Annotated in this window: 21 protein-coding genes and 3 pseudogenes; 16 read left to right on the forward strand and 8 right to left on the reverse strand. The window is 52.9% G+C overall.

The genetic code is table 11. From position 1 onward, the window contains the following. Positions 1-2,313 precede the first annotated feature (2,313 nt). From K3T82_RS43720 to K3T82_RS43730, 3 genes are all read left to right on the forward strand, one after another. The gene (locus K3T82_RS43720) at positions 2,314-2,772 is read left to right on the forward strand and encodes a peptidoglycan-binding domain-containing protein (RefSeq protein WP_220199737.1); all 459 of its coding nucleotides are present in this window, start codon (positions 2,314-2,316) and stop codon (positions 2,770-2,772) included. A 725-nt stretch (positions 2,773-3,497) separates the two neighbouring features. Next, complete coding sequence (locus tag K3T82_RS43725) at positions 3,498-4,154, forward strand: RNA-guided endonuclease InsQ/TnpB family protein (RefSeq protein WP_220199738.1); 657 nt, start codon at positions 3,498-3,500, stop codon at positions 4,152-4,154. 227 nt (positions 4,155-4,381) lie between these two features. Then, the gene (locus tag K3T82_RS43730) at positions 4,382-5,800 is read left to right on the forward strand and encodes an aminotransferase-like domain-containing protein (protein WP_220199739.1); all 1,419 of its coding nucleotides are present in this window, start codon (positions 4,382-4,384) and stop codon (positions 5,798-5,800) included. A gap of 144 nt (positions 5,801-5,944) precedes the next feature. Here the strand turns inward: K3T82_RS43730 and K3T82_RS43735 are convergent, their stop codons facing one another. Continuing rightward, positions 5,945-6,955, reverse strand: coding sequence for a hypothetical protein (locus tag K3T82_RS43735; protein ID WP_220199740.1), 1,011 nt, complete (start codon positions 6,953-6,955; stop codon positions 5,945-5,947). Positions 6,956-7,331: 376 nt separating this feature from the next. Here K3T82_RS43735 and K3T82_RS50715 point away from each other — a divergent pair. Further along, positions 7,332-7,457, forward strand: a pseudogene (locus K3T82_RS50715) (zinc ribbon domain-containing protein); the annotation flags it as partial. 146 nt (positions 7,458-7,603) lie between these two features. Here K3T82_RS50715 and K3T82_RS43745 read toward each other — a convergent pair. Both K3T82_RS43745 and K3T82_RS43750 read right to left on the reverse strand, forming a co-directional pair. Continuing rightward, the gene (locus K3T82_RS43745; protein ID WP_220199741.1) at positions 7,604-7,846 is read right to left on the reverse strand and encodes a DnaJ-like cysteine-rich domain-containing protein; all 243 of its coding nucleotides are present in this window, start codon (positions 7,844-7,846) and stop codon (positions 7,604-7,606) included. 445 nt (positions 7,847-8,291) lie between these two features. After that, the gene (locus K3T82_RS43750; RefSeq protein WP_220199742.1) at positions 8,292-8,474 is read right to left on the reverse strand and encodes a hypothetical protein; all 183 of its coding nucleotides are present in this window, start codon (positions 8,472-8,474) and stop codon (positions 8,292-8,294) included. Positions 8,475-9,346: 872 nt separating this feature from the next. Here K3T82_RS43750 and K3T82_RS43755 point away from each other — a divergent pair. The 3 genes from K3T82_RS43755 to K3T82_RS43765 are packed head-to-tail and all read left to right on the forward strand — an operon-like array spanning position 9,347 to position 12,580. Continuing rightward, entirely contained in the window at positions 9,347-9,523 is a 177-nt protein-coding gene (locus tag K3T82_RS43755; protein WP_220199743.1) for a hypothetical protein, read from the forward strand. Positions 9,524-9,540: 17 nt separating this feature from the next. Next, positions 9,541-10,530, forward strand: coding sequence for a ComEC/Rec2 family competence protein (locus tag K3T82_RS43760; protein WP_220199744.1), 990 nt, complete (start codon positions 9,541-9,543; stop codon positions 10,528-10,530). Position 10,531: 1 nt separating this feature from the next. Beyond that, the gene (locus K3T82_RS43765) at positions 10,532-12,580 is read left to right on the forward strand and encodes a hypothetical protein (RefSeq protein ID WP_220199745.1); all 2,049 of its coding nucleotides are present in this window, start codon (positions 10,532-10,534) and stop codon (positions 12,578-12,580) included. Positions 12,581-12,682: 102 nt separating this feature from the next. Here K3T82_RS43765 and K3T82_RS43770 read toward each other — a convergent pair whose 3' ends face one another. Both K3T82_RS43770 and K3T82_RS43775 read right to left on the reverse strand, forming a co-directional pair. After that, positions 12,683-13,639 (reverse strand): TIGR03621 family F420-dependent LLM class oxidoreductase, encoded by a 957-nt coding sequence (locus tag K3T82_RS43770; RefSeq protein WP_220199746.1) that lies wholly within the window; start codon positions 13,637-13,639, stop codon positions 12,683-12,685. A 277-nt stretch (positions 13,640-13,916) separates the two neighbouring features. After that, positions 13,917-15,761, reverse strand: a complete 1,845-nt coding sequence (locus K3T82_RS43775; RefSeq protein WP_220199747.1) for an ATP-binding protein — start codon at positions 15,759-15,761, stop codon at positions 13,917-13,919. Between the two features lie 105 nt (positions 15,762-15,866). Here K3T82_RS43775 and K3T82_RS43780 point away from each other — a divergent pair, with 105 nt between their 5' ends. Beyond that, positions 15,867-16,202 carry a transposase gene (locus K3T82_RS43780; protein WP_220199748.1) on the forward strand — a complete coding sequence of 112 codons (336 nt, stop codon included), beginning with the start codon at positions 15,867-15,869 and terminating at the stop codon, positions 16,200-16,202. Between the two features lie 69 nt (positions 16,203-16,271). Then, complete coding sequence (locus K3T82_RS50720) at positions 16,272-16,376, forward strand: zinc ribbon domain-containing protein (RefSeq protein ID WP_420799419.1); 105 nt, start codon at positions 16,272-16,274, stop codon at positions 16,374-16,376. A gap of 380 nt (positions 16,377-16,756) precedes the next feature. Here K3T82_RS50720 and K3T82_RS43785 read toward each other — a convergent pair whose 3' ends face one another. Next, entirely contained in the window at positions 16,757-17,125 is a 369-nt protein-coding gene (locus tag K3T82_RS43785) for a hypothetical protein (RefSeq protein ID WP_220199749.1), read from the reverse strand. Between the two features lie 485 nt (positions 17,126-17,610). Here K3T82_RS43785 and K3T82_RS43790 point away from each other — a divergent pair, with 485 nt between their 5' ends. The 3 genes from K3T82_RS43790 to K3T82_RS43800 all read left to right on the forward strand — a co-directional run bounded on the left by K3T82_RS43790 (position 17,611) and on the right by K3T82_RS43800 (position 19,502). Further along, complete coding sequence (locus tag K3T82_RS43790) at positions 17,611-18,162, forward strand: helix-turn-helix domain-containing protein (RefSeq protein WP_220199750.1); 552 nt, start codon at positions 17,611-17,613, stop codon at positions 18,160-18,162. Beyond that, the gene (locus K3T82_RS43795) at positions 18,153-18,740 is read left to right on the forward strand and encodes a transposase (protein ID WP_236031924.1); all 588 of its coding nucleotides are present in this window, start codon (positions 18,153-18,155) and stop codon (positions 18,738-18,740) included. Before K3T82_RS43790 ends, K3T82_RS43795 begins: the two co-directional genes overlap by 10 nt. A gap of 165 nt (positions 18,741-18,905) precedes the next feature. Continuing rightward, on the forward strand, positions 18,906-19,502 hold the full coding sequence (locus K3T82_RS43800) for a metal-dependent hydrolase (RefSeq protein ID WP_220199751.1): 597 nt from the start codon (positions 18,906-18,908) through the stop codon (positions 19,500-19,502). Positions 19,503-19,885: 383 nt separating this feature from the next. On the opposite strand, the gene K3T82_RS43805 is transcribed toward K3T82_RS43800, so the two are convergent. Next, positions 19,886-20,788 (reverse strand): transposase, encoded by a 903-nt coding sequence (locus tag K3T82_RS43805; protein ID WP_236031917.1) that lies wholly within the window; start codon positions 20,786-20,788, stop codon positions 19,886-19,888. Between the two features lie 29 nt (positions 20,789-20,817). Beyond that, a pseudogene (locus K3T82_RS48760) lies at positions 20,818-21,003 on the reverse strand (IS630 family transposase); the annotation flags it as partial. 195 nt (positions 21,004-21,198) lie between these two features. Here K3T82_RS48760 and K3T82_RS43815 point away from each other — a divergent pair. From K3T82_RS43815 to K3T82_RS43830, 4 genes and pseudogenes are all read left to right on the forward strand, one after another. Further along, entirely contained in the window at positions 21,199-21,747 is a 549-nt protein-coding gene (locus K3T82_RS43815) for a helix-turn-helix domain-containing protein (RefSeq protein ID WP_220199752.1), read from the forward strand. After that, positions 21,744-22,331 (forward strand): transposase, encoded by a 588-nt coding sequence (locus K3T82_RS43820; RefSeq protein WP_220198502.1) that lies wholly within the window; start codon positions 21,744-21,746, stop codon positions 22,329-22,331. The genes K3T82_RS43815 and K3T82_RS43820 overlap by 4 nt, the downstream gene beginning before the upstream one ends. Before the next feature lie 506 nt (positions 22,332-22,837). Then, positions 22,838-23,263, forward strand: a pseudogene (locus K3T82_RS50725) (ParM/StbA family protein); the annotation flags it as partial. Positions 23,264-23,833: 570 nt separating this feature from the next. Then, the gene (locus tag K3T82_RS43830) at positions 23,834-24,136 is read left to right on the forward strand and encodes a hypothetical protein (protein ID WP_220199754.1); all 303 of its coding nucleotides are present in this window, start codon (positions 23,834-23,836) and stop codon (positions 24,134-24,136) included. Positions 24,137-24,663 lie beyond the last annotated feature (527 nt).

Below are 24,663 nucleotides of genomic sequence, written 5' to 3' on the forward strand. Positions count from 1 at the left end.
GTTTTGTGGGCTTGTGCTGCTTGGAAGGATGGCGGCGACCATAGCGAGGGCTATGGCCTGTTGGAAGATCAAGCTCTATGTTCGTGCGTCTACCGCGATACAGTGAGTAGGTGATGGCCCCATCGCGATAGCGCGGTCCTTGTGAGAACGTATTTCCGCTTCCTGCCTTCTTATTTTGGCGAAAAATCCAGAACGACCATATCCATACAAGTGGAATGATCAGGGATACCAAGAGAATGAGAAGCACTGGTAAGAGTTGCATTTGTATCGTTCAGCCTTTTCTCTGTTCTATTCCCTCTCATGGCGCGTCAAAATGAGATCATATAAGAAACAACGCCAAAAGCGCTTGGGAGTAAAAAGGTTCTTCTCCAGACAGGCCCGAGGTGGAAAGCCAGGAAAGAAGAGATGTCGATATCTTGGTGGATCTCAGCAGGTCAGTCGTACTGAGGTGCTTGAGGATCCCTTCTCAATACCAAGTAGCCTCTCCATGTGTCCATTATGAGGGAACAATACATGCGACAGCCACAGCTCTTCTTTTTGCCCTAATCTGACATTTCGTCTTCATCGTCTTCATCAGTCCTCACGCTCGGTATGGAAGGTACAAGGTGCTCAACGGCCACACCTGCTGCATAGAGAATGAAGAAATCGAAGAGTGTTGTGCTTGCTGTGGAAATGAGAATTTGAACCTCACTCCATAGTTCTGCTGATGACAAGGGGGAAATGCGACCAACAAGCACGAGTGAAAACTGTATAATCATGTAAACAAGGTGAAGAACGAGTTGTATCCAGGCAGCTCGTTTACACCAGATTCCGACCTGATAATTTTTTAGCAAGTGAGACGAGTCCTTCCTTAAAAACTTCTGTTTTGTTTATGCTTGAGAGCAGTAAAATGGTCTAGCTGCTGTAGCAGCCAGGACTCCAAGCACTGCATGTCTTTAGTGTAGAAGAAAAAGGACGTTTTTACGAGGACAGCAACCGGCCACCTAATGGTCAATTTGCATGAATGATGTAATTTTTCTTATTTTGATCCTACAGCATTTTTTCTCCAATTTACATGCGAAGAGCAAGCAAGACGAGAAGTGGGTATCCCCAGGATATCTCTGCAAGCAGAATCACCCCATTGTTTCTTACGCAAAAACGCGCCGCACCCTTCCCGCTAGAGCTGATCAGATCGTGATGATTACTCTGTATCCAACACGCACGGGTGGGGCAAGTCTTTTTTGCAACGTGGGGAAAGACACGCGTAAGGCGTTGCCAGGCAACATATTACTTGATTGTAAGCGAGCGTGTAAGCCTGGAAAAAGAGATGAGGATGTTGGCTCCTCAAGTCGATGTTTAGTACCGCACAAGCCGACATAGTGTGTGAAGGGACACTCCAATGCAGGCTGGTAGGGCACTGGAGGCAGGGCTCCAGGTAAGATACTCCTTTCGAGAGTCCTTATGGCTACACATGTAACTTCGTGTCGCACCAAAGTCATCCACGCCAATCTGTCGAACCTTATGGAAGATCCTCAAACATGCGATGATACCGACTATAGATACATTGGGAGGCCGGCCTGCTGGAAATGTGGCAGAGAGCTTCGGGCGGGAAAGCATGAGCAGAAATCCAGAGGCCGCCTTCTTCTTTCCAAGCACGCTCAATACAAAGCGAGGATTGAGGAAGAAGCAGGTTGAGCTTCTGAGACATTGGTGTCGTTGATGCCTAAGATTGCGACGACAAAGCGATGGTTGCATATTGTGATAGCATGAAAAAGACCTCCACATATGAACATGAGTTTTGCTCTTTCATCCACACCTCGGAGGTTTTTTTTGATGACTCCCTCAAGCTATCCTCATCAAAAGGGCTAATGAGTCTCAAAATCTACCCACCTTCACACATACTCCCACCGCAGGCTCTCCATTTTTTCTCGATGGGCTCTTTTCCGTGGGAAATGATCCAGAGAGAGCAGGTCTGACAAGAGAGAAAAAGAAATCTGGCCGGAAAGTGTCCGGTCTCTGTCCTGGGAAATAATGCTCTTTTCTACTATACTTTGGGAGTGAACATCCGTTATCCGAAACTTACCCAAAGAGGGACAAGCCATATCTGGTGTTCGGTTCCTGCTTCAACGAACAACCTGCCTGGATCTACCAGGTCTTACAGGATCTCCACAGGCGTACATTCCGGTGTAACTCACCGTACGAGGAGCAATTCTAGCAGAAACGAGGGATGAACGCAAGAGCAACAGATGTCAACGGAAAGGGAGACTTGTCCACTCTTCAAGAAACTTGTTTTAACCCCCGATCGTTCTGATGTTTCACAATCAAGGAGGAACAATGATGCAAAAAGCAGTAAAAATGATGTTGTGTGGTGCACTTCTTCTGGCCGCACTGTTTTCATTCAGTGCCTTCGCCTCTGCACATTCAGCACATGCCTCAACTCTGAGCATGAATCCTCATGCGACATCAGAAGAAACAACGACGCATGCCGTCCCAAATACAACAATGTCACCTTCGTATTCTTGTCCATTACCAGTAATCGCATGGGGGCAAAAGAATCCTTCCTCAGCTGTGAAGCTGGCGCAGCAGTCACTCAATTATTGGTATAATACCCCGAGCAGTGGCTTTAAAAAATGGGTGAAGGAAAATAGCAATGGCGATCCATTTCCCCTTGCTGTAGATGGGCAATTTGGTGTCCTAACGCAACAGGCTGTGTTTGACTTCCAAGATTATTACGGTCTTGATTCAGACGGAATTGTAGGCCGGCAAACCTGGCACGCTCTGGGCCATTGCTAATACGTGATGTACAAGACACCCCTTCCTCTCTACTTGCAGAGAGGAAGGGGTTATAAATAGTTTTCTTTTCTCTAGACAGAGAATGACAAATAGTGACAGGTATCCCCTTGCCAAAGGAGTGATTTTCTGGTGTATTTGTTCTACTTTCAAGACAAAGGGAGAAACGCAACCGATGGTCCGTGAACCTCTCTGCATGATCACATTCTCGGCTCTTGCTGGATAATTCATCAAAATCTCCGCTTCTGGATACCGCTGTCCTTACAGACATGGGGAGGAAAGAAGCGTTCCTTTCTCTGGGTGCAGAGGGCAGTGGAAAGCCCATCTCCTTGACAAAGCAGGTTCTCTATGAGAGACTGCTTGCATGGATAGAACACGTGTTTTACATCTGCATCCCACCGATAAGCAAGCGGCCCTTTTGCAGCAGACGTTGCACCAACACACCGCTTGCGCGCAATGCTGTGACTCACGAGGGCTTTCACACGGGGTGTAGCAACAGCGTGAGCTGCATAAGCGCACCTACTATGATCTGCGTGCGCAGCATCCCCATCTGCCATCGCAACTGGTGTGTGCCGCTCGTGTCAAAGCCACTGAAGCCGTGAAAACTCAACAAGGGGCGCAAAACAGGTGCTCCGCATTCGCGTCTCTGTCCTATCCGCTACGATGCTCGTTCCTATTGGGTCAAGTGGGAGACACGCACCTGTAGCCTTGCCACCATCGCGGGGCGTGTGCACCTTCCCTTTGCCATTCCCGCCCATGCCCAGAAGTATGTTGGCGGCAAGGTGTGTAGTGCTGACCTCTGTTTTCGCAATGGCAGGTATACGCTGCATGTGGTGGTGAGCCTCCCTGATCCTGTTATCTCCCCTTCTGAAGAGGTGATTGGCGTTGATCTTGGTCTCACCCATCCTGCGGTGATCCCCACTCGCCACTTCTTGGGGGAGCGGCGCTGGAAAGAGCAAGAGCGCCGCATCTTCCGTTTGCGTCGCAAATTGCAAGCCAAAGGCACCAAGAGCGCGAAGTGCCACCTGCGCAGGCTCTCTGGCAAACTGTTTCGGCAACGCAAAGACCATGACCATGTCCTCTCCAAACGCATCGTGCAGCATGCCGCTCCTGGTTCGACTATCGTGCTTGAGAACCTGACGCACATTCGCGCTCGTGCTCGCATGCGCAAGGGAGAAGGGCAACGCCGTCTCCACTCATGGAGCTTTGCGCAATTTCATACCTTGCTCACCTACAAAGCACAAGAGAAGGGGATCAGTGTGGTGAAGGTGGACCCTCGTCACACCAGCCAGACCTGCTCGCGTTGCGGACACCAGGCGCGCCAGAATCGCCGTTCTCAAAGCCTCTTCCTCGGCTCGTGTCTGTGGGTTCAGCGTGAATGCTGATGTGAACGCCTCTCGCAACATTGCTGCGAAACACCTTGTCAGCCTCGGTACATCCTTGGCTGGTGGACCGCCCTCAGACGGCCTCTCGTCTCCGTCTTCCGACGAGGGACAAGCCCTCGCCCTTCAGGCGTAGGGTCTCTGACATGTCCTCCAGAAAAAATGCAATCCACTATAAAAGGGAATGGACCGAAAAAATAGATCCAATTCAAACATAATTGGTATGAAGAATGGATAAACAGCAACTTGTACATCTACTTGGCCCCTGGACAACGGGGCAGGGACCATTGTATCGTCGTCTGACCTCTGCACTTCACTCACTCATTTTGCGCGGGGATATTGCACCAGGGACACGCCTACCTGCTGAACGTAGGCTGGCTGAGGCGCTTGCAATTAGCCGTAGCACGGTAGTCTCAGCTTATCGACTTCTGGAGCAGGGGCGCTGGATTGAGCTCAAGCAGGGAAGTGGTGCCTTTGTCTGTTCATTGCCATTTGGACGAACGTATGCCTCCCCAATTCCTTCTACTTCATTCAAGTCCCCCTGGCATCTTTCTCTAGCACAAGAAGAGCAACTCATCGATTTTTCTGTAGGCACTCCTGGCCCTCTTACAGCAATGCCAGCTTCTCTCTTTCACCTTTCAGGTTCTGATATCGAGCAATTGATGTCACAACGAGGGTACGCCCCTCAAGGGTGGCTCCCTTTGCGCCAGGCTATTGCCTCTTATTATCGCCGTTGGAATCTGCCAACGTCAGAAGAACAGATTCTGGTGACAACGGGAGCGCAACAAGCGATCTCGCTGATTGCGACACTCTATCTCCAAAGAGGAGAACGCGTCTTGCTCGAAAATCCTACCTACTTCGGAACGATAGATGTGCTCCAGCAGCTTCGAGCACAACTTCTCCCCCTGACGATAGACACAACTGGTATCAATCGATGGGCACTCCGCAAGCAGGTGCGGGAAGCATCTCCACGCTTATTGATCGTCTCCCCAACCTTCCAAAACCCAACGGGTATGATGATGCCCCTCAGCGTTCGGCAGGCCATCGCAAACCTGTCAATGGAGGCAAAATTACCTGTGTTAGAGGATCTTACGTTCGCGGACGTCTTATTAGAAAAAGAAGGCCTTCCTCCCATCGCAGCTTTTGATACCAGAGCCACCGTGCTCTCGATTGGCTCGCTCAATAAACTCTTCTGGTCAGGCCTCAGGGTAGGCTGGGTACGCGGTCCTCAGCCAGTTATTGAGCGACTGGTCCATCTCAAAGAAACAGCCGATTTAGGCTCTGGCCTGCCTTCTCAATCGCTCGCTTTGCAGGTTCTCCAGCATATGGATCATATTCGGCAAGACAGGCGGCACGAACTTCAACATAAATTACAAGTTATGACGAGGCTACTCTCAACTCTGTTGCCAGACTGGACCTGGCAGCAACCTGATGGCGGCTATTTTCTGTGGCTCCGTATACCAAGCGGCAATGCGCCTGAATTTGCACAGGTTGCGCTCCGTTCTGGTGTGATAATCTGTCCAGGAACGCTATTCTCGGTTGATGCTTCTCATCAGCAGTATGTCCGCTTACCTTTTCTTCTCAATGAAGAGATACTTCAAGAGGGAATGAAGCGCCTGGCACAAGCTTGGGAAACCTATCTGCTCTAACAACAGAATGTATCGAGATTCGGATCAGTTTCAGTATTTTCCTATGCCTTTACGTATCAGGGGTGAAAATTGATCCTGGCATATTGCGCTGACGCCAAAGCAGACCCCCTGAAATCTTCTGAGGGCCTGCTTTGACGTTAAGGATTAGCTATTCCATTCATCGTACTGGCGTTGCGTCCCGTTCAGGAACGCTGGTGTCTTCCGTTGCAAGATGGCAGCATCTGTCGCTTCCTGGCCCCATTTGTCGACGAGCACCTGGTAAACCAGAGCAACCGCCGCCGATGTGGGGAATGGGTAGCTCCCTCCACCAGGGAGACGAGTCATGAAGAGCCGGGCAACCGCTTCCGGATTGCCCGAAACGATGCGGAGCCGCGTCAGCCTCTTCGGCTCTGGTAGGACAGCATGGAGTCGCTCGATCTCAGACCCAGTAAGTCCGGTGTCTGCAACCTGTAGTACATCGCAGGTACCTGAGCGGACCGTGCCGACCAGTACCTGCTCCATGCGTTCAACCGCCTCAGCTGGAACACCGAGTCTGGTTTCAAGCCCGCGCAGAGCGCAAGCCTTGAGGTCGGGAATTCCATCCGCATCCACGTCCTCGCTGGTAAGCGCCACCGGGACAATGCTCAACGAATCCGGCGGCATACCAGGATCGGGGTAGTCCGCGAAGACGAACTTCCCGTCCTTGGTGCGGAGCATCACGTTCGTGCCGATCCCACCTGGGTGAGAGGTTATCCGGTCCCTGTCGAGGTGCTTGCCTCTCTCGGTCCAGTAGTGCTTCCTGAGAATCATCTGCTCCGCGTACGAGGATAGGACAAGATGCAGCTCCAGTGTACCGCCCTGAGCTGACTTTGACATGCCAATCAAACGGTAGAGCGCCTGGTCCTGCCTCTTGTGCGCCTTCAGATCTGCCCTCAGCCGTTCTACTTCGAGCGCGATGCCCTGCGGCAAATTGGCACGAGCGCCAAGGACAATCCTGATTGTGCTGCCGTTCAGGCAGGCAACCTTCAACAAACCCTTCCAGAAGAAGAACTCGTACGGCTCCTCCAACCTGGATACTGGAATGTTGGGGTCGCCATGTAGGCGATCGATGTCCGTAATCGACACGGGCCCTACGCTGAACAAATCTGTCAGTTCTGGAGCAAAGATAATGCTCATTGCTAACCCCTTTCATGGGTTTTCTTTCTTGTAGGGATTTGCTCCTTCTCCTGCTTGAAGCAGGCCGAACATTCACCATCTTCAAAGAGAGATGGTAAACAGTACAACGTCAGATGCATGGTGTCACACACGCATGCCATGACTTCCTGAGTAGCGACAAGCTCACCAACGTCTTCTCTCTTCAACCAGTCTTCCACGCTTAGAAGCGGAGCCAGGCTGTGGAAGCGGGAGCGAGTCAGCACACCTCAGCGGCGCAGAGGACCGTTATGCTGATTTTATCCCTCAGCAAAAGGGTACGCTTGTAGTAATATATATACCACATTCCTGAGCCTACCACTTTCTACTCTGCCTACTTGAGGAGCCCTCCCCAAAAACGTGTTCGTGTTATGGATGGGTCAATGAGGCGCTGATGCTCTCTGATCGGATTTTTGCCTGCCTGGAGTGTGGAAGGACACTGGATCGAGACTATAATGCCGCCAGGAATTTGGCGGCATTGGCCTGATGAAAAGAGCGTACCGCACGTTCTGCGGGAAGTGACGCCTGTGGAGCAGGGGTCAGACGAGCGAAAGGCTTGCTCTCTGCAGTGAAGCAGGAACCGAATGCTGAGCATGGTTTGTCCATGTTTGGGTCAATTTCGGAGAACGGAAGTTACGCATCTGGTATGAGTTTGTGGGGATGTGTAGCGTAAAGAGCCGTATATCCACACTGCGTACACGTGAGGGCTGTGGTCCCGGAATAGTTGATTTTGTCCCCTTTAATGGCGGTGAGAAAAGGAACCTTCCTTTCTTCTTGCTTCAGTTCGAGAGGGGCATTCCCCAAAGCTCTATCAGTAGGTGTCCCAACTGCAACCCGGACTCGTTGACCACCACATTCAGGGCATGGTCTTATCATAGGTATTGCGCTCCTTCTTGGTCGTTCTATAGTGCTAAACGCAACAGGGATATAAATGCCAAAGGATGGCAGGCAGGATAGCTTTTCAAGCGGCTACCCTGCCTTTTTAACAGAACTTTAAGTCTGGAGCCATACCCAAGGTATGGATAGTATTGCAGTATTCATCGTAATGAAATCCACAATGTTGGTGTCATTTGTTGGTGACTAACGACGCCGAAAGGTTCATCGTCACAAGTATCGTGTTCCGTTATGCCCTTGTAAAGAAGAGGTATGAGCACTCTCAAGTGCGCCTATCGGTATCGTTTCTACCTCTGGAGGATGCTGCTGTTGGTATGCAGAGGAAAGATTGCGGAGACAATGCCATGAAAGGGGCTGACAAGGACTGTTGGCGAGTGGACCAATCTTTCTGGTCCACTCGCCAACAGCATCTTGCGAAGCGTCGCCGTTACTCGGTGCTCTCCGTCTCACCGGAAGGTGCCGGCGTGATGGTCACATGGACGGTCGCCACGTGGACGGGGATGCCGCCCTCCTTCAGTTCATCGATGACGGCCTGGCGGAGCTCGCCTGTGGGGTCGTCCGGGACCCTCACCGACATTGCCACCAAGTCCTCACCGTTGTTTGCCGACATGGCTACTCCTGTTCGAGAATTGACGCACAAGGTATCTGGCAGATACCCCAGAGAATACCCAGATTCTCAGCAACCACTCGATCCAACACATCAAGAGTGTTCGAGCAGCAATTGAGAACATAGCTATGCCCGTAGGTCGCTTCTACAAAGTTCCATGAGAGCCTAACGTGGAGTCTCTTCCTTTTCGTCTCATCTCCGCGACTTTTTGCGATCAGATGTCGTCTCATCTCCGCGACTTTTTGCGATCAGATGGGATGAATAAAGTGCTTCCCTGGCGGAACTAGACCTTTGGAAAGACTGCATAACTATCACAATCATACTGGTTCCCATCGAGAAAATCCAGCTCTTATAGCACGCATTCTGCTTCCCAGGCTTGTATTTCCTTTCAAAATACCGTATGCTTTGCTTATGCCTATGGTTGAGTTATCCCTTGTAGATCGACATCTGCTGTATCTTCGTTGTTGTTATAGGATTATGCTGGTTCGATTGAGGTGCAGGGTGGTCATGGCATCAAAAGCTTTACCGATGGCTTCCGCAGCTTTTGAGCTGCGGAAATGCGAGGATAACCTCAAGTGTTTGGCTGCACGCTATTCATTCCGCAACCAACCGCAGGAAGTTGGTGTTGCCCTCCAGACAAGGAGGGGTTTGCGTACTCGAACGCTCCTTTCGCGTGCGCTCCACCGCAGAACTCCATTTCACATCTATCAACAATCTGCCTTTCCTCGAGGACTCCTTTGATAGGATGCTTGTCGTGCCAGCGCAGGTGCCAACAACGATATTACAGCTTATGCAGGAAACGCCTGGTTTCCGTGTAAAAAAAGCTCACCTGGATAAAGGTGCATCCTGGCAAGCGAGCAGAGAAAGGAATACGTATGCCCTGGTCATTAGCGATTCACCATATCGACGTGAAGGGCTCTGGCGATGCCACGCTGATCATCGCCCGCGAAAAAAATATCCATAATATTACCGTCAACTTTCGTTCTTGCCTGATCGATGGGGGCTGCTCACGCATGGCCCTCACGTTGGGACGTATATCGATAACAAGTTAGGGGGCCGCGATCTTGATGTGGTGGCTGTCACCCACTATGATAAAGATCATGTCGGCGGCCTCTGCCACATCCTCTTGCAGCCTCAGCGCGACAGCGTTCGCTGTTACGATCAAGGCTGGCCCGAGGCTGGGGACGCTATGAATGATTGGTACACGCGCTATGTCCGAGCTGTCTCCGGCTACCAGCGCGACGGTGCCAGACGTGCCCCTGCTCTGAAAAATGTCGACCTCAGTCAGAGAAGAAGACCCACGAATCGTGTGCGAGCTGGAAACCTGGCCCCAACTATGCCAGCCGCCGCCTATCATGCACCTGCCATCGATGGGAATCCCATCAATCAGGCTGCACGATGGCTGGTGTTGCAAGAGATTCTCTGGAACCCCAATCCTGTGCCAGCAGGTGCACCATCTATCATCTGTATCGCCGCCAATACGCACGTCGCAGAGCATGGCGGCACAGTCAGCGCGGGTATCGGCGGCAATGGGGCTGATCCTAGAAATGAGAAGAGCCTTGCCTTCCTCGTCACCTTTAACAACTTCCGCTACTACGTCGGCGGTGACCTGGAGACGCAGCAGGAGGATGAGTTGTGCGACTACCTCAACCATGCCGACAATGCGAACGGACGTGTACAGGCCATGAAAGCCAGCCATCATGGCGCCCATACTTCCTCCTCCCAGGACTTTATTGACTGCCTGCGACCCGAGGCAGTCTTCATCTCCTGTGGCACCGATAACCAGTATGACCATCCTCACCAGGCGGTAACGGACCGCCTGGATGCTGGCAATATCAGCCACTATCTCACTGGTGAATCGGAGGAGGTCGACTATCTGGGAAACAACTCCTATATTGCCGGCGGCGATGACGATAACGACGGCCATATCGTGCTCAAGGTCTCGGCAGCCCAATCCAATCGCCCACCCACCAGTGCCAATCCTGCTGGCATTTTTAGTGTCTCCTATTATGATGGAAATACTGATGCAATGGAAAATATTACCCACACAGGAGTATAATATGCCACTTGAGAGTCTCTTCCGATCTTTGCAGGCGCGCTATACAGCGCAGACACTCACGCTCACAGCATCCATGGAGATCGGCCAGATGCTCAAGGACTTTATCGGTCTACTCGACGGGCAGCAACTGGCGATACGTCTCACCACCTTTCGCTACGAAAGCGAGTCTTCTCCTGAGAAGATCATAATCCAGGGAGCCACCAACAGCCCTCTGCGTGTGCGTGGGCTCAATTGTGGCCTCACCATCACTGGCATCACCGTCATCTATACCGAGACGACCGGATCACACTACAGTATCAGCATGAGCGTGGAGGCAACCCTCCCCATCGCCTCCACAACGCTCGAGATGCAGGGCAGCGCTACGGATACGACCAGCATGAGTTTTGTCTTAAAGACGCGGCCCACCAGGCAGTTCTCGCTGCTCGACATCGCCATGCTGCTGAGTCCTGCTGGCGAAAATACCATTGAGCCCCTGCCCTTGAGCCTGCTCGCCGGAAAAGTTGCGCCGATCACTAGCCTGGAGGTCACCTGCGACTTCGCGGGCTCGACCGCCATCGCCTTTTCCTCCCAGACCGGCACCGACTGGACTATCATGCTGAATAAAGCCGTCTTTCAAAATACACGTGTCGTCCTCAATGCTACCTCCCTCACTCGACGAGGTGGACGTCTGCGCTATGCCTTCAATGGCCGCCTGGAAGGGGATCTGCGCATCGGCGAGCGCAGCTATCCCATCTTGCTTCACCTGGTTGAAGACGAAATCATGGAATTTCAGGTGCTCAAAAGCTCTGGAGCATTTCCTACGCTGCTGGAACTGGTCCAGTGGGTAGATAGTGAGGTCCTGGGCATCCAGACTGACATCAGCCTGAGGGCAATGGGCTTTGCATCAATGATCATCGACAAAGTGAATATCGGCGTCAATAGTGAGATGGAGGGGCGCCCATTCTCGTATCTCTGTGCCGAGACACATATGGACCTGCTTGGCTGTCGACTCAATCTCATTACGCGCCTCGCGCCTCGTATTGGCCTGACCATTCGTGGTAGCCTCGCCCAAGGAGCAACCATGAGCATGGCAGCGCTGGTGAGTAGCTTCTGTCCGCAGGCACCCGGCTTTATCGATGCCACCATCACAGATCTGATTATCGACTCCTACCCATATCGTGGCGTTCTCACCCTCATTGCCCATCCAGCCGAAGAGGTACTCTCGATTGGACCGCTCACCCTTGGTGGAGCCTCGCTTGAACTGGAGGATGTTGCAGAAAGCGAGGAGCGGACCATCACGCTCGCTCTGGAAGGCACAATTATGCTGGCAGGCCTCCCTCTCAGCGCCGAAATCGTTGGGGTCGCGTCGGGCTGGAAATGGATCGCCGTGGCTCCCCAGGAGAGCATGGCATCGTTGCAAGATCTGCATAACGATCTTGCTCGCCTGTTTCATGTGCAGTTTGAGGCTCAAGCAGATCGTCTCATCAAAAAGCTGAAAATGCAAATGCCGCTTAATCTCTCCAAGGTGCTTATTCAGTATGTTGAGGTGGAAGGCGAGCGAGCTGAAAGCATCGAATTGGAGCGGGCCACCACGCCCAGGACGGCCACACCACTGCCTGCGCTGCTCCATTTTGAGGATGAGGTCAGCCATGAAGGCAGTGTATTACCGCATCCATCAACGCCAGAGCAGTTACCAGGCCTTTTACCAGCCTCCCCAGGCCACTCGCCGCTGTCTCCGTACTCATCATCGCAGGAGATAGTCATGGGAACACCGTCCTCACAGGACCCTTCATTCTGGGATCTCTCCGAAGAGGTTCCCTCATCGCAGGAGGAGCCACCCCCGGTGGGTCTCTTAGAGCTGCCTACGTTCCAGTCTCCGTTCCCATCGTTGGGCTCTTCCCAGACGGCTTTCGAATCTGGATATTCTCCCTATCCAATGAGGAGTACCTCTCCATACCCCACCTCTGGCTATGTGTTAGATGATGAGGAGGATACGCAGGGGAAGAAACGCTCATTGGACCAGGGGAATGGTACGGGTCCTCGCAAACGCCAGCGCAAAGATCAGACGTAGCATTTCTCACGTAGCAGAGGAGCAACAAGACGCATAGTAAAGAACGGTTCGGACCCTCCTCACAGACAAAACGAGAGATCTGAACCGTCCTATTGCATGTGCTTATTTCCCTGCTAGTTGGGCCACAACCGGCGCGAAGGCGCGTATACACTCGGCGCGCCTATACTCGGCGCGGAGAACAAAGTAGGAGACGCCCAGGCGCTCTCGCCAGCGCTGGATACGCTCGACCATGTGTTCGGTGGTCCCGAGCATGACGTACGGATTGGCAAGCACCTGCTCAACCGTGACATCTCTCAGTTCGTTTTCGCGGATATAGTGCTCTGCAGCTTCCTGCTGATTGCGTGCCAGGGCGAAGCCAGAGAGAAGCATATTCAATTCGATGGACGAAAAACGCTCGCCTGCGGCCTCACGAATCCATTCGACTTTTTCGGCGAGGGTATCCTCAATATTTTCTGTGGCATCGACGGTGCCATTATCATTCACCTTGACGTGCAGACCAATGCCATCAGCTTCGCGGGCGGCCAGGCTCAGGAGTTTTTTGCCACCACCACCCATGACGATCGGTGGGTGAGGACGCTGAATGGGTTTTGGTGTCACGTTGAGATTGGTCACGCTATAGTGCTTGCCGGTGAAATTGACGGGTTCATCGCTGAAGCTTTGTTTCAGAATTTGTAAGGCTTCTTCCAGGCGTTCAATGCGGAGCCCGGCACGTTCAAAGGGCACACCAACCTGGTCGTATTCCGGTCGATTCCAGCCCGCTCCAATGCCCAGTTCGAAACGTCCACCAGAGAGCATATCCAGCGCCGCCACCTCTTTCGCGAGAAGAACCGGGTGACGAAGATCATTGTTATAGACCAGTGTGCCAATTCTCAGGGTTTTCGTCGCGTCCGCCGCTGCCATGAGAGAGGCCATAGGGAAAAACTCGTTGGTAATGTGATCTGGCAGCAAGAGGGTAGAATAGCCCAGATCTTCGGCCTCTCGTGCCCGTGTAATCCATTCTTCGCGATTAGGGACACCATCTGTAATGACGCCAAAGCGAAACGGTCGTACGTGTGGCATATAACTTCTCTCCTGATTCCTTTGATACAGCTCTGTTCACCAACAATTTTGCCTGCCTGTTCAAATTCTGTCATACATCCACGGCTATTTGCCAGAACAGTCTCAGGCTCAGCCTCGATATGGTGAAAAATAGGTCTCACCAAGTTACAGAAGACTGAGCGAGAAGGTCCTGCTCGTTGATGGCAGGGATGAATCGCCATTCCTCATTGGAATCAACAGGTTCGAAGTTGGGGAGAAAGTTCTGGAATGTGAAAGGAAGCATCATCGCTTTTCGCACTCATTTAGCAAGGGGCAAGGTCAACCAGAAGGTTGTCCCCTCACCAGGAGCACTCTGCATTCCAACACTGCCCTGATGCTGCTCAATGAGCACCCGGCACAGATATAAGGCCAGTCCGAAGCTTAAATCTAGTTCATTCTGCACAGTGCTCCATTTACTGTGATAGAAGCGATCCCATAGATGAGCCTGCTCGTCGGCAGGGATTCCAGGACCCTCATCATACACCGAAACACGAGCGACCGCATTCTCCACCGTCAACGCCACCGTTACGGGTTGTGTTCCAGGGGAAGAGCGATAGGCATTGGACAGATAGGTGGTGAGTACCCGGATGATCCGCTGCTCATCGGCAAAGATGGGCACTGATTGCTCTGCTGGTTGCTCCTTCCACACAATGGCGTGCTCTGGCGCAGCGTGTTGCTGCCTGGCCACGGCTGCTTTTAGCAAGGTGAGCAGATCACAGGGGGTTAGCGACAACGCCAACTGGTTCGTCTGAATACGTGCATCGTCGATCAGGTCATTGATCATGCATTGCAACAGGCTGGCACTCTTCGCGGCAGAGTCTAAGGGTTGCTGCGTACACGCAACGTGCTCACTCACGTGCTCGGTTTGCACATTGATCTGATACTTCAACGCCTCTAACCGGCGCTGCGCTAATTGCAAGTTGCCCATGATTCCCGTCAGCGGCGTGCGCAGTTCATGACTGGCCAGCGTCAGGAAATCATTACTAAGATGTTGAACTTCGCATAGCACTCGGGCTCTTGTTTGCGTCTCGACCTGAGCGTGCAAGCAGCAGAGGCCCTCAATGATCAATCTGGCCTGCGCTGCGACGGCCTTTACCAGCGCCACATCTTCTGGCAGGTACGCTCCCTCATCCGCCGCTCTGACAACAATCAGAATCCCAGCCAACTGCCGTTGCAGAAACATAGGGACCATCAGGAGGTTCTCAACGTCTCCTTCTCTTGGGTGCACAGGCCTTAGAGGCAGGTGATCAGACGTGAGAATTTCCACCTGGTTGGCATTGAGGCGAGCTCTCGCAGTTTCATCGACCACCTCTAAGAGGGACACGCGTTTCCATTCTTTCTCCCGGATAAGCAGCTCTTGCTCAGGAGAAATGCCACTTCCCGCCACAAAATACAGATACTCCGCGGAAGGGCACTTGGCGAGCAACGAAACCCGCCGACAACTCAGGACGTAACGGATTATATCCACCAGCTGTTGGGCCACGAAGACGACCGGAGGTGCCAGGAGGGTTTCTTCTGGCCAGGGGAGATCGAGTTGCTCTGGAATCCGCCCGATAGCGGTGGAGAAGGTCAGAATCGCCTCGTGGACACGTTGGAGGTGAAGGGCTCTCTGATGGCAGTTGGTGAGATTATGGAAGGTATAGGCGGTTCCCATCAGGTGCTTCTGGGCCTCATCGATGGGGACATTCCAGCGGGTGACAGCCACCTCGCGCCCAAAGGGCAGGTGCAACACGATCGCATCTTCTGGTACGCTGGAGGCTGCTTCCTTATTCAGCACGAGGTTCATTAGCCATTGTTCTGGGGAAGCGTGTGATTGCTGCGGGTCCGCGCGTATGTAGGGCTCCAGAAAGTGCTGATAGTCTGCTCCTTGACAGGGCGCTTCAGAGGGCACCCCAAAAAGTTTGTGGGCGGCAGCGTTCATCCAGAGGATCTTCCCTTCCTGATCACAGGCGATGATACTCTCTGGGAAAGCCTCTAGGATCGCTCTGCCCTGAGTGAATGGCTGCCTGTTTTTTTTGTAAGAAAGGCGAGGAACGCGTTTTTTTGCAGGTATGCTCTCTGACCTGCGTTTGCTTTGTTTGACCTGCTGGAGTCTCTTCCCCATCTTGTCCATCTTTCAAGCATGCTCGCACTAGAGAAGTGTGCAAGGAGCTGGCGCTTCACCAAGAACTGCGCCAGGATGCTCCTGTCCTTTGAGACATGGGGACCAATGGCGCATTCCTTTTACCTGGCTGTGACGCTCGATATTCCTCTCCCTGTGCCCGATGAGTCAACGAAGACGTTGGGAGTCGGTCTGGGCGTGGTGAACCTTGCCACTGACAGCACAGGTGAGATCTTCAGCGGGGACGCCGTCGAGAAGACCCGCCAACGCACGGCTTCGCGCGCCAACGCCTGCAAAAGTGCGGGACCAAGAGCGCCAAACGTCATCTCAAAAAGCTTTACGGACGCGAAGCCCGCTTTCGTCGCAACACCAATCACGTTATCAGCAAGCGAATTGTTCAAAAGGCCAAAGCCAGCCAGCACGCTCTCGCGATTGAGGACGTAAGACACATCCGTACCCGCACGGTTAAGAAAGTCGCAGCGCGCTCGTCAGAGCTCCTGGCCCTTCTGGCAACTGAGGCTCTTTCTCTCCTACAAGGCCGCTCTGGCTGGTGTGCCGCTCCATGTGGTTGATCCTCGCAATACCTCCAGGACCCGCCCATCAGTGCGGGCATTGTGAAAAGGCAAATCGAAAGTGTCAGGCTCATTTTCAGTGCGTCCAGCGTGGGTACGCTGCACCTGCTGACTGGAACGCTGCCATCAATATCTCTCGTGCTGTCGTCAAGCAGCCTCTTGTCTCAGCCCTCGTGGGTGAGAGACAAGCCTCCGTCCGCAGAGACGCGAGGTTCTTGACACATCCAGAAGCTTCCTCCTCGTTTTTGGAAGAGAGGCGACTGTTCTCTTGTTTCGCATTCATTATACAATGGATCATCAAAGTCAAGGTGTAATTCCCAGGATTCTGAGGTTCTCCGTTAGATGTGTTGATTCGGATATTGCAGGGCATTCTTGTGCCCATCGCCTGGAAGAGTCGCTCGGCTCGATCCTCGGGCATGGCCACGATCAACTGCTTGACGATTCCTGGACCTGCGGGTTGTCCATCATGGGAGCCAACGCGCTGATGAGCATCTTGATCGCATTGTTGCCGGTCAGGGACTCGACCAGCAACTCGGCGAGGAGCTTGATTTCCTCTTCGGTGATGTTCGGCATGCTCACCAACCGAAGCAGAGTCGCAGCCTGCGTGGCAAGGGGACTCCAGGCAAGTTCGCGGACGTATCGTTCAACTTCCTGGCGATCGCTATGAGCGATCTCCTCCTTTGCGTTGGTTGGACAGTCTGTCTCACTGGTGGTCAATGCGACGGAGCGCTGCTTTGATGTGTTTCTTGGAACCACCTTCTTCAAGCAGATTCCCATCAAAAGTCTTGTCGACATATTGCTGCCTCTGGATGTCTTTGTGGAGCTGATGCGAGAGCAAGCTCACTCTGAAGAGCGGTTGCGACGACTTCAATACCATCGTCGAGCGTCGTAGGAAAACGCTCGTTCTCTCTCGAACCAGAGATTCATCGTCTCGTTTTCGCCTGATTGTTTGCTTTGCCCACATCAGTCCTAGTGTGTATCTTCTGAGAGGTCTGCGCGTTTCTGGACTTCGCCGCTCTTCTCTGCTTGGATGCTTGGTGTTCAGAAGTGAGAACACATCCTCACGTGTTGAAGTTGGAAAACACTACAGAGTGTTTTTTGTGCATTATTGAGGTCAAGTTCTCCCGATACCCACGGACCATCTGTTGCTCTGCCCTCTCTATGTCGAAAGTAGAACAAATATACCAGAAAACCACTCCTTTGGCAGGGGGATGCACGTTCCTAAGTGGTGCATCCGCTAAATAAGGAGGTGATAGAATAGGGAAGAGGAGGGAACCAGGATGAAGCCACTGAGCCTGAGAGAATTGACGCAAGAAGAACGCAAAACGATCGGACGCTGGCGGTCCGCGCGAACTGTTTCGGCTGGATTCAGGCAGCGCGCCACCATCATTGGATTGGCTGCTGATGGCATGCATGCCCCAGCCATTGCTGCGCTGGTCCAGTTGGACGCCGAAACCGTAAGGCGCTGGATCAAACGGTTCAATGAGGAAGGAGTTGAGGGACTCAAAGAACGTCCGCGTTCGGGGCGCCCAGCTACCTACAACCAGGAAGAGGTCAGTTTGGCGGTGCAAACAGCGCTGACTGATCCCCAGGCGCTTGACCTTCCTTTCGCAAGTTGGACGCTTGATCGGCTGGTCGCCTATCTCAAGGAGGAGAAAGCCTTGCAGATGAAACGCAGCCGCCTGGGAGAACTGCTGCTTGAGGAGGGCTTGCGCTGGCGCAAACAAGAGCACTGGTTTGGTGAGCGAGTCGATCCCGACTTCGCGAAAAAAAGGGGGCCATCACGACCCTCTACACCAAGCCACCAGCCAACAGCGTCGTCCTGTGTTTAGATGAGATGGGACCAGAAGCCGCCAAGAGCCATCCTGGAAGCCGCCTTATCAAGGCGTTGCCCACTGCAGAGCAGCCAGCAGAGCGGGCAAGACAAGAAATCGATTATGGACGTCGGACCAAAGGCTACATCTACGGGGCGTTTCGTCCAGCTACTGGTGAAGCGTTCACCGCCCCGTTTCCTCGTCGAGCTCTGGAGTATTGGACTCCGTTTCTTGAACAGGTAGAGAGTTGGGTTGGGTCTGATACTCAGCGGATCTACGCGGTTCTGGACAATCTCTCGATGCATCGGGCCACTGATGTGCTGCTCTTCTGCCTGACCCATCCACGTTGGGAATTTGTGTTTCAACCGACTTACGCTGCTTACCTCAACCTGATTGAGCCGTGGTGGAAGACATTACGCTCTCTGGCGTTGAAAGGGCGGCGCTTTGAAACCTGGCAGGAGATTGTTGAGGCGGTGGAACAGGCCACCGCCTACTGGAATGCGCACCGGCATCCCTTTGTGTGGGGACGACGCAGGCGCCATCAGTCGCGTCGATCTCCTGGCATTGCTGTGGTCGCATCTATCCGCGTTACTTAGCGGATGCACCACTTAGTGCAGATTCATGAAACCTGTTGTGTGAGAGACGTTACCAACGAGGAGAAACCGGCGTAGCTCATCAAGTTGTGCCAGGCAGAGTCATGTGGTAAAGTAGGAGGGACAATCACTCGTTATGCTCATAGAAAGCAGGGAACACACTTCTTTATGACAAGCACTCTTCGCATTCCCCAAGGTCTTCATCTCCAATACCTGGGCCACGCGAGCTTCAAAGTGACCACACGCAGCGGAAAGATTATTCTCATTGATCCCTGGCTGGAAGAAAACCCAGCTTGTCCTGATGGACTCAAAAAGCAAGAGCAAGCTGATCTTATCTTGCTCACGCACGGTCACTCCGATCATCTGGATCGGCATTTACCTCAACTTGTGCAAAAGACGGGAGCTGTCGTCGTTGCTCCACCAGAGATCCTGCGCTTTCTTGAGGAACGCCATGGAGTCAGCACGACCGAAGCGATGAACAGGGGAGGCTCCATGACGGTTCACGGGCAGAAAATCACGATGACCCTGGCCTTCCATCATGCCTATGTCTGGGTAGATGATGAGCATGTCGGTTATTTTCACGAAGCGGCTGGCTATGTACTGGAAACAGAAGAAGGGCTCCGCCTCTATTTCGCGGGTGATACATCTGTCTTTGGTGATATGCAACTGATCGGCAACCTGTATCATCCACACCTGGCGATCCTGCCCATCGGAGATCGCTTTACGATGGGCCAGTCGAGGCCGCCTACGCTATTCAACTTCTGAATGTTTCCTATGTCATTCCTTTCCATTATGGAACCTTTCCGTTTTTAACAGGGACGCCAGAAGCACTGCGAGAAGCAACCAGAGATATTGCTGGACTGACTATTCGCGAGATGCAACCTGGTGAAGTGCTCAACGCTGAAACCGTCTAGCAACACCTTGATGAGGTAAGAAGGCGGATATTGCTTTGCTCCAGAGAAGAGCACTATCCACCCCATCATGTGAGAAGGTATCAATGCCTCTTCTTGCATGTATCATTCTTGCCCTCCATCTGTACTTGTCTGCTTGTGTGTGTTTGCTCAGAGATTGTCTGTTTTTTCGGTAAACCGTTCCATCACGCGAGTTCGACGAAGCCAAATGTGCCAGACGTAAGAACACATACAGAATCACGAGCTCTTTTGTGTCAGTAACTCAGCCTGCTCACAGCCGAAGTAATCGCAGACGCGCTGTCTGAGTGCTTTTGCAGTCAGCAGCAACCGAGTAGGTTCGACAATGGCACGTTTCCCGTGGACCCACTTTGGCTCAATCTGGTTGAGCCAAGGACTCTTGGTGGGGAGCCAACATGGGATGATACGCACGCCTGCTTTCCCCGTTTGCGTCTCGTGTAGCACGGTCTGATTGTGCTCGCGCAGCCAGACTCTGACCTGCTTACTTACATGCCAGGAGGCGTTATCCCAGATCAGCACCAGCACGTTTTTGCCCTGTGCTTGGACCTGCTCGCACAGCCACTCCAGGAAATCGGTGGTCACCTGGCTGACTGGGCGTCCTGCGACGAAGCGGAGATACATGCGATCATTGGTGGCAGAGAGCACGCCGTAGCAGGCAAGCGCTTTGGGATCAGGATCGTTCTTGTCCTTGGAGAGTTCTTGCAGCCGCAACGGTTCGTTTTGTTCACTCCAACTGTACAGGTTCGGTTGGCTCAGTCGGCTCCACCACACCTCATCCAGATAGCCAACCTCCCAGCCATGTCGCCGCGCCAGAACAACCAGCGCATCGCGCCGTTTCTTTTTCTTCAAGTACGCTGGATCTGGACTTGTGATCCAATGTTTCGCACGCTGCCAGCCAACTCCAAGCCGCTTGATTGCAAGCCGGATCGTTTCGATACTCACCTGGCTTGCCGTCAACCCTTGCTCAAAGCAGACCTCTGCAGCTAACTCCAGCGTCCAACAACTGGTTGCTTTGTCGAACGTTCGAGGACTCTGGTGCAATAGAGCTCGCAATGCTTCACATTTGCCCTGGTCAAATTGTGCATGCACGCTTTTGGCCGGGAAGATTCCTGCTTGAGGCAATCCACCCCTTTTTGCGCGTAAGCATGGATGGCATTACGCACGGTTTGTGTGGCACAGCTCAAATTGCGGGCGATTTTCGATGGGCGTTGCTTTCGACTGGAGGCTAACAGAATCTGGCTCCGACGCAGGGTAAAGGCATCCGAGGAACGTAATCCAGCTTCTATCCCTGCTTGCTCGGCTGGACCCAAGGCTCCGACATACAAAGGGACTTTCATGTCCTCACCCTATCAGGTTTTCTCCTCTTTACACAACAGGTCTTTCGAACCTGCACTAAGTACAATCATGCAACATTTTGGGCATGGTCCACCCTCAATGCACACCCGCATTACCAAGAAAATTATTTGATTGTACTTAGTGGTGCATCCACCAAGTAATGGTAAAATAGGAACATCTCAAAAGTGAGGTGTTCCATGCCAAAGATTTTACAAGTACGAGCGATGACTGACGAAGAAAGCAAGATGATAGAGCATTTGAGCCGTTCTAGAACAGCGCCAGCAAGGCAGGTAGAAAGAGCCAAGATAGTGCAATGGGCGAGCGAACAACAGCGTGTTCCCCAGATCGCAACCCGGTTAGGAGTCGCGGAGAATACCGTGCGCAACTGGCTCCATCGCTTTAACGAGGCAGGATTACCTGGACTCTTTGATGAGGACCGAACCGGGCGACCGCCAACATATAGTCCCCAGGAGGTCTCAGTCGTGGTGGCGACCGCTCTTACCAAGCCCGATGACCTCGGTTTGCCCTTTGGGCACTGGACCCTAGATCGGTTTGAGGTGTACCTCAATGAGGAAAAAGGGATCGCCATCAAGCGCAGCCGGATCAACGAAATCTTGCAGGCGGAAGGGCTGCGATGGCGCAAAGATGAGCATTGGTTTGGCGAACGGGTTGATCCCGACTTCGCCAAAAAAAGGGGGTCATCACCACCCTCTACACGGTTCCACCAAAGAGGAGCACCGTCGTGAATCTCGATGAAATGGGCCCTGAGTCGGCGAAAAGTTTTCTGGGGAAGAAACTGGTTCATGCTCAGCCCGCTCCAGAGAAGGGCAAGCCCGCCGAGCGGGCCAGCCAGGAGATCGACTATGGACGCCGGGCCAAGGGGTATATCTTTGGTGCCTTTCAACCTGCCACTGGCGAGGCGTTGACGAGGCCCTACGACCGGCGAACGACGGAAAACTGGATCGATTTTCTCAACCAGGTTGAGCAGTGGGTTCCCCAAAGCATCGAACGCATCTACGCGATCTTGGATAATCTGGCAATGCATCGGGCAACCGATGTCCTGCTGTTTGCTTTGCAGTATCCGCGTTGGGAATTCGTCTTCCAGCCGACCTATGCCGCTTACTTGAACCTGATTGAGCCCTGGTGGAAAACGCTGCGTTCCCTGGCGCTCAAAGGGCGGCGCTTCGAGACCTGGGAACAGGTCTGTGATGCTATTGATCGAGCGACAGTTTACTGGAACGCTCATCGTCATCCTTTCGTTTGGGGGCGAAAGCGGCGTCATCGCCCTCGTCGTTCATCTGGGATTGCCATCCCGGCCAATGTCCGTTAATTTGGTGGATGCACCACTTAGTTGTCACTCTCTGTTTAAAGAATTTAGAACTAATTATAGCCCTGGGATGTACCTATCTCCTGCCTCCATTTGGGTTGAGTTCCTGTCTCATGAGAAGCAGCCGCCTGCCCTCATCTCGAAGAAATCACCTGCCTTATGCTCTTGTCCACTCTCTACCTCCCCTTCCCTCTCTCTTGCCTGCCCCTCTCCTGCCTCCTGTGCAGAGGTATGCTCAAGAACAGGCGATGCATGAGGAGAAGTGAGGGCTGAGTACATGTTCCATACGTTGTGGGCATGTACTCCACTTTCCTGTACTGATGGCATGTTGTAGTAGTTGTACATCACTCTGTGGATTAGGTCCACCACTTTATTGAGCTTGTGCATCAGAGTATGAGTCATGAAAAGGATGATTTTGAAGTATGCAGACTACGTTTCCTCTCTACTATGCCGGATTTGAGGTTGGTTCTGGATTTGCGGGCATAAAACTGCTACCCGCCGATGGGTTGATGCTGGCGCAGGACCTCATCACGCTCCCAAGCTTTCTCGCGGACGGCGAGGTTGCTACTCTTCTCAAGGGCAGCGATCCACATGCCAAACTCGCCGATGTTCTTCAGCCAGGCGATTATGTGCTCTCGTTGGAGGATCATACTTACTTCCTTGGGCGTTTGCTCGCGCATGGCACGCATAGCCACAACGCGTTTAATGACGAACGCCGGTACTGGTCTGAGCACGCCCAGATCTTGCTCCTCTGCCTGGCCTGCCTCCTTATTCCGGAGCGCTGTTTTGAGTTGCGCCTGGTGACGGCGTTGCCGGTAAGCCTCTACGAACGCACACGACGGCAGCGTGTCAGGCAGGCGCTCTCGCGGCATTATCGCTTCAGCTTCAATGGGCGGAGTCGTGAGGTTGTTGTCAAGTGCGGCTATGTCGCGATGGAGGGGCAGGGGATTCTCATTCATTGCGGAGATGAAAGCAGTCAGCAGGCGGTCATCGATGTGGGGGAACGCACCACCGATCTGGTGGCTGCCGATGGGCAACGGCTGCTCATCCCATTGTGTAAAGGCGAACAATTCGGTGTTGGTCATTTGGTGGAGGATCTTCAGCAGTTGGTCTGGAAGTATCATCGGAAGCTCCCTATCGAGAAGGCGCACGCGCTGCTGGGTGCCTATGCGCATCATCAACCCTATCCGCACATCGCCACTGGGGCAAACGCCCTTCCAGATGAGGAGATTGCCGAAGTGATTACAGGCTCGCTCAAGCGCCTGACGCGTTCCCTGTCCTCATTTCTTATTGGGATGTGGAATGTGGAAGGGGCTCCCGCCGGGACGCAATTTGATAAGATTTATCTTGGAGGTGGAGGGGCCTATTACTTTGAAGAAGTAGTTCGTCAGGCGTTGCAGGAATGCCAGATCGTTACGGTGCCTGATCCGGAACATGCGAGTATCTGTGGGTATGCCGAACTTGCCGCCTCGCTGGATGAGAATCGCTGGCAGGAGTGATACTAAATGCGCAACGATGATGATGTGTACTGGAACACGAGCCTGCCCAGGCAGCATGAAGCCTTGCAAGCGCTCGATACCTTTTGCAAAGAGTGGGGAGGGCTCAGCCGTGCCGAAGCTACCCGCCGCATCCTTATCGAGTGGGACAGGCTTCGCCGGGGCAAAGATGTCTCCGCCTGGGCACCAGCCGCCTCGGCTCAATGGGTGCTGTCTTCTCCCCAAGAGCAACAACGAACGCCGCCGCCCTCTCACAAGCCGGTCAGGGCGAACCAGGTCGCCAGAGCCGCAAGTCGGGTGCTTGATGAGTAGCATTCGTTCCTGATAGCACTGTGAACAGATAGCAAATCGGGAAACTTGGGTGTTTGTTGGATCGTGGCATCATAGGAAGTGGTGAAGGTCACATTGTTTGAGATTCTTTGTGAGAACCTCTTTGATCTCATAGCTGGAATATGATTCTGCCATCCATCGAATTCCCAGTTGCACATTGTGGGTCAGAAGGGGTGCGACACGTTTTTGTGTGATAGCATCCAGATCACAAGCCGTCACCACAAGCAATGTAGGCCCACTGAGAGATTCCTTTTTCGGCAAAGAGCAAAATTGCTATAGGAGGTTTCTCTGTTTTTCAACCGCAGAGAAAGCAATTGTTACAGCCTGGTCAGCCCGGCGAGCAGAGGGTTGCCACGAAATTTTGCAAATGGTAAGCACACGAGCATAGCAGGGAAACAATCAGCCAACTTCTTCCCTTGTCTCTCTGGGGTTTTGCAAAAATTGTTGCTGCACCCGGTCAGAAGAGCAAGGAGCACGACAATGAAGCCTATTGATTTGACCCAACTCAT

It is taken from the genome of Ktedonospora formicarum, assembly GCF_016587355.1.
Lineage (GTDB): Bacteria > Chloroflexota > Ktedonobacteria > Ktedonobacterales > Ktedonobacteraceae > Ktedonobacter > Ktedonobacter formicarum.

Bases quoted from the DNA above. Each gene is read 5' to 3' on its own strand.
- K3T82_RS43720 (WP_220199737.1), top strand. From the start codon at position 2,314: ATGATGCAAAAAGCAGTAAAAATGATGTTGTGTGGTGCACTTCTTCTG.
- K3T82_RS43730 (WP_220199739.1), top strand. From the start codon at position 4,382: ATGGATAAACAGCAACTTGTACATCTACTTGGCCCCTGGACAACGGGG.
- K3T82_RS43735 (WP_220199740.1), bottom strand. From the start codon at position 6,955: ATGAGCATTATCTTTGCTCCAGAACTGACAGATTTGTTCAGCGTAGGG.
- K3T82_RS43745 (WP_220199741.1), bottom strand. From the start codon at position 7,846: ATGATAAGACCATGCCCTGAATGTGGTGGTCAACGAGTCCGGGTTGCA.
- K3T82_RS43750 (WP_220199742.1), bottom strand. From the start codon at position 8,474: ATGTCGGCAAACAACGGTGAGGACTTGGTGGCAATGTCGGTGAGGGTC.
- K3T82_RS43755 (WP_220199743.1), top strand. From the start codon at position 9,347: ATGCCCTGGTCATTAGCGATTCACCATATCGACGTGAAGGGCTCTGGC.
- K3T82_RS43765 (WP_220199745.1), top strand. From the start codon at position 10,532: ATGCCACTTGAGAGTCTCTTCCGATCTTTGCAGGCGCGCTATACAGCG.
- K3T82_RS43770 (WP_220199746.1), bottom strand. From the start codon at position 13,639: ATGCCACACGTACGACCGTTTCGCTTTGGCGTCATTACAGATGGTGTC.
- K3T82_RS43775 (WP_220199747.1), bottom strand. From the start codon at position 15,761: ATGGGGAAGAGACTCCAGCAGGTCAAACAAAGCAAACGCAGGTCAGAG.
- K3T82_RS43780 (WP_220199748.1), top strand. From the start codon at position 15,867: ATGGCGCATTCCTTTTACCTGGCTGTGACGCTCGATATTCCTCTCCCT.
- K3T82_RS43785 (WP_220199749.1), bottom strand. From the start codon at position 17,125: ATGTCGACAAGACTTTTGATGGGAATCTGCTTGAAGAAGGTGGTTCCA.
- K3T82_RS43790 (WP_220199750.1), top strand. From the start codon at position 17,611: ATGAAGCCACTGAGCCTGAGAGAATTGACGCAAGAAGAACGCAAAACG.
- K3T82_RS43800 (WP_220199751.1), top strand. From the start codon at position 18,906: ATGACAAGCACTCTTCGCATTCCCCAAGGTCTTCATCTCCAATACCTG.
- K3T82_RS43815 (WP_220199752.1), top strand. From the start codon at position 21,199: ATGCCAAAGATTTTACAAGTACGAGCGATGACTGACGAAGAAAGCAAG.
- K3T82_RS43830 (WP_220199754.1), top strand. From the start codon at position 23,834: ATGCGCAACGATGATGATGTGTACTGGAACACGAGCCTGCCCAGGCAG.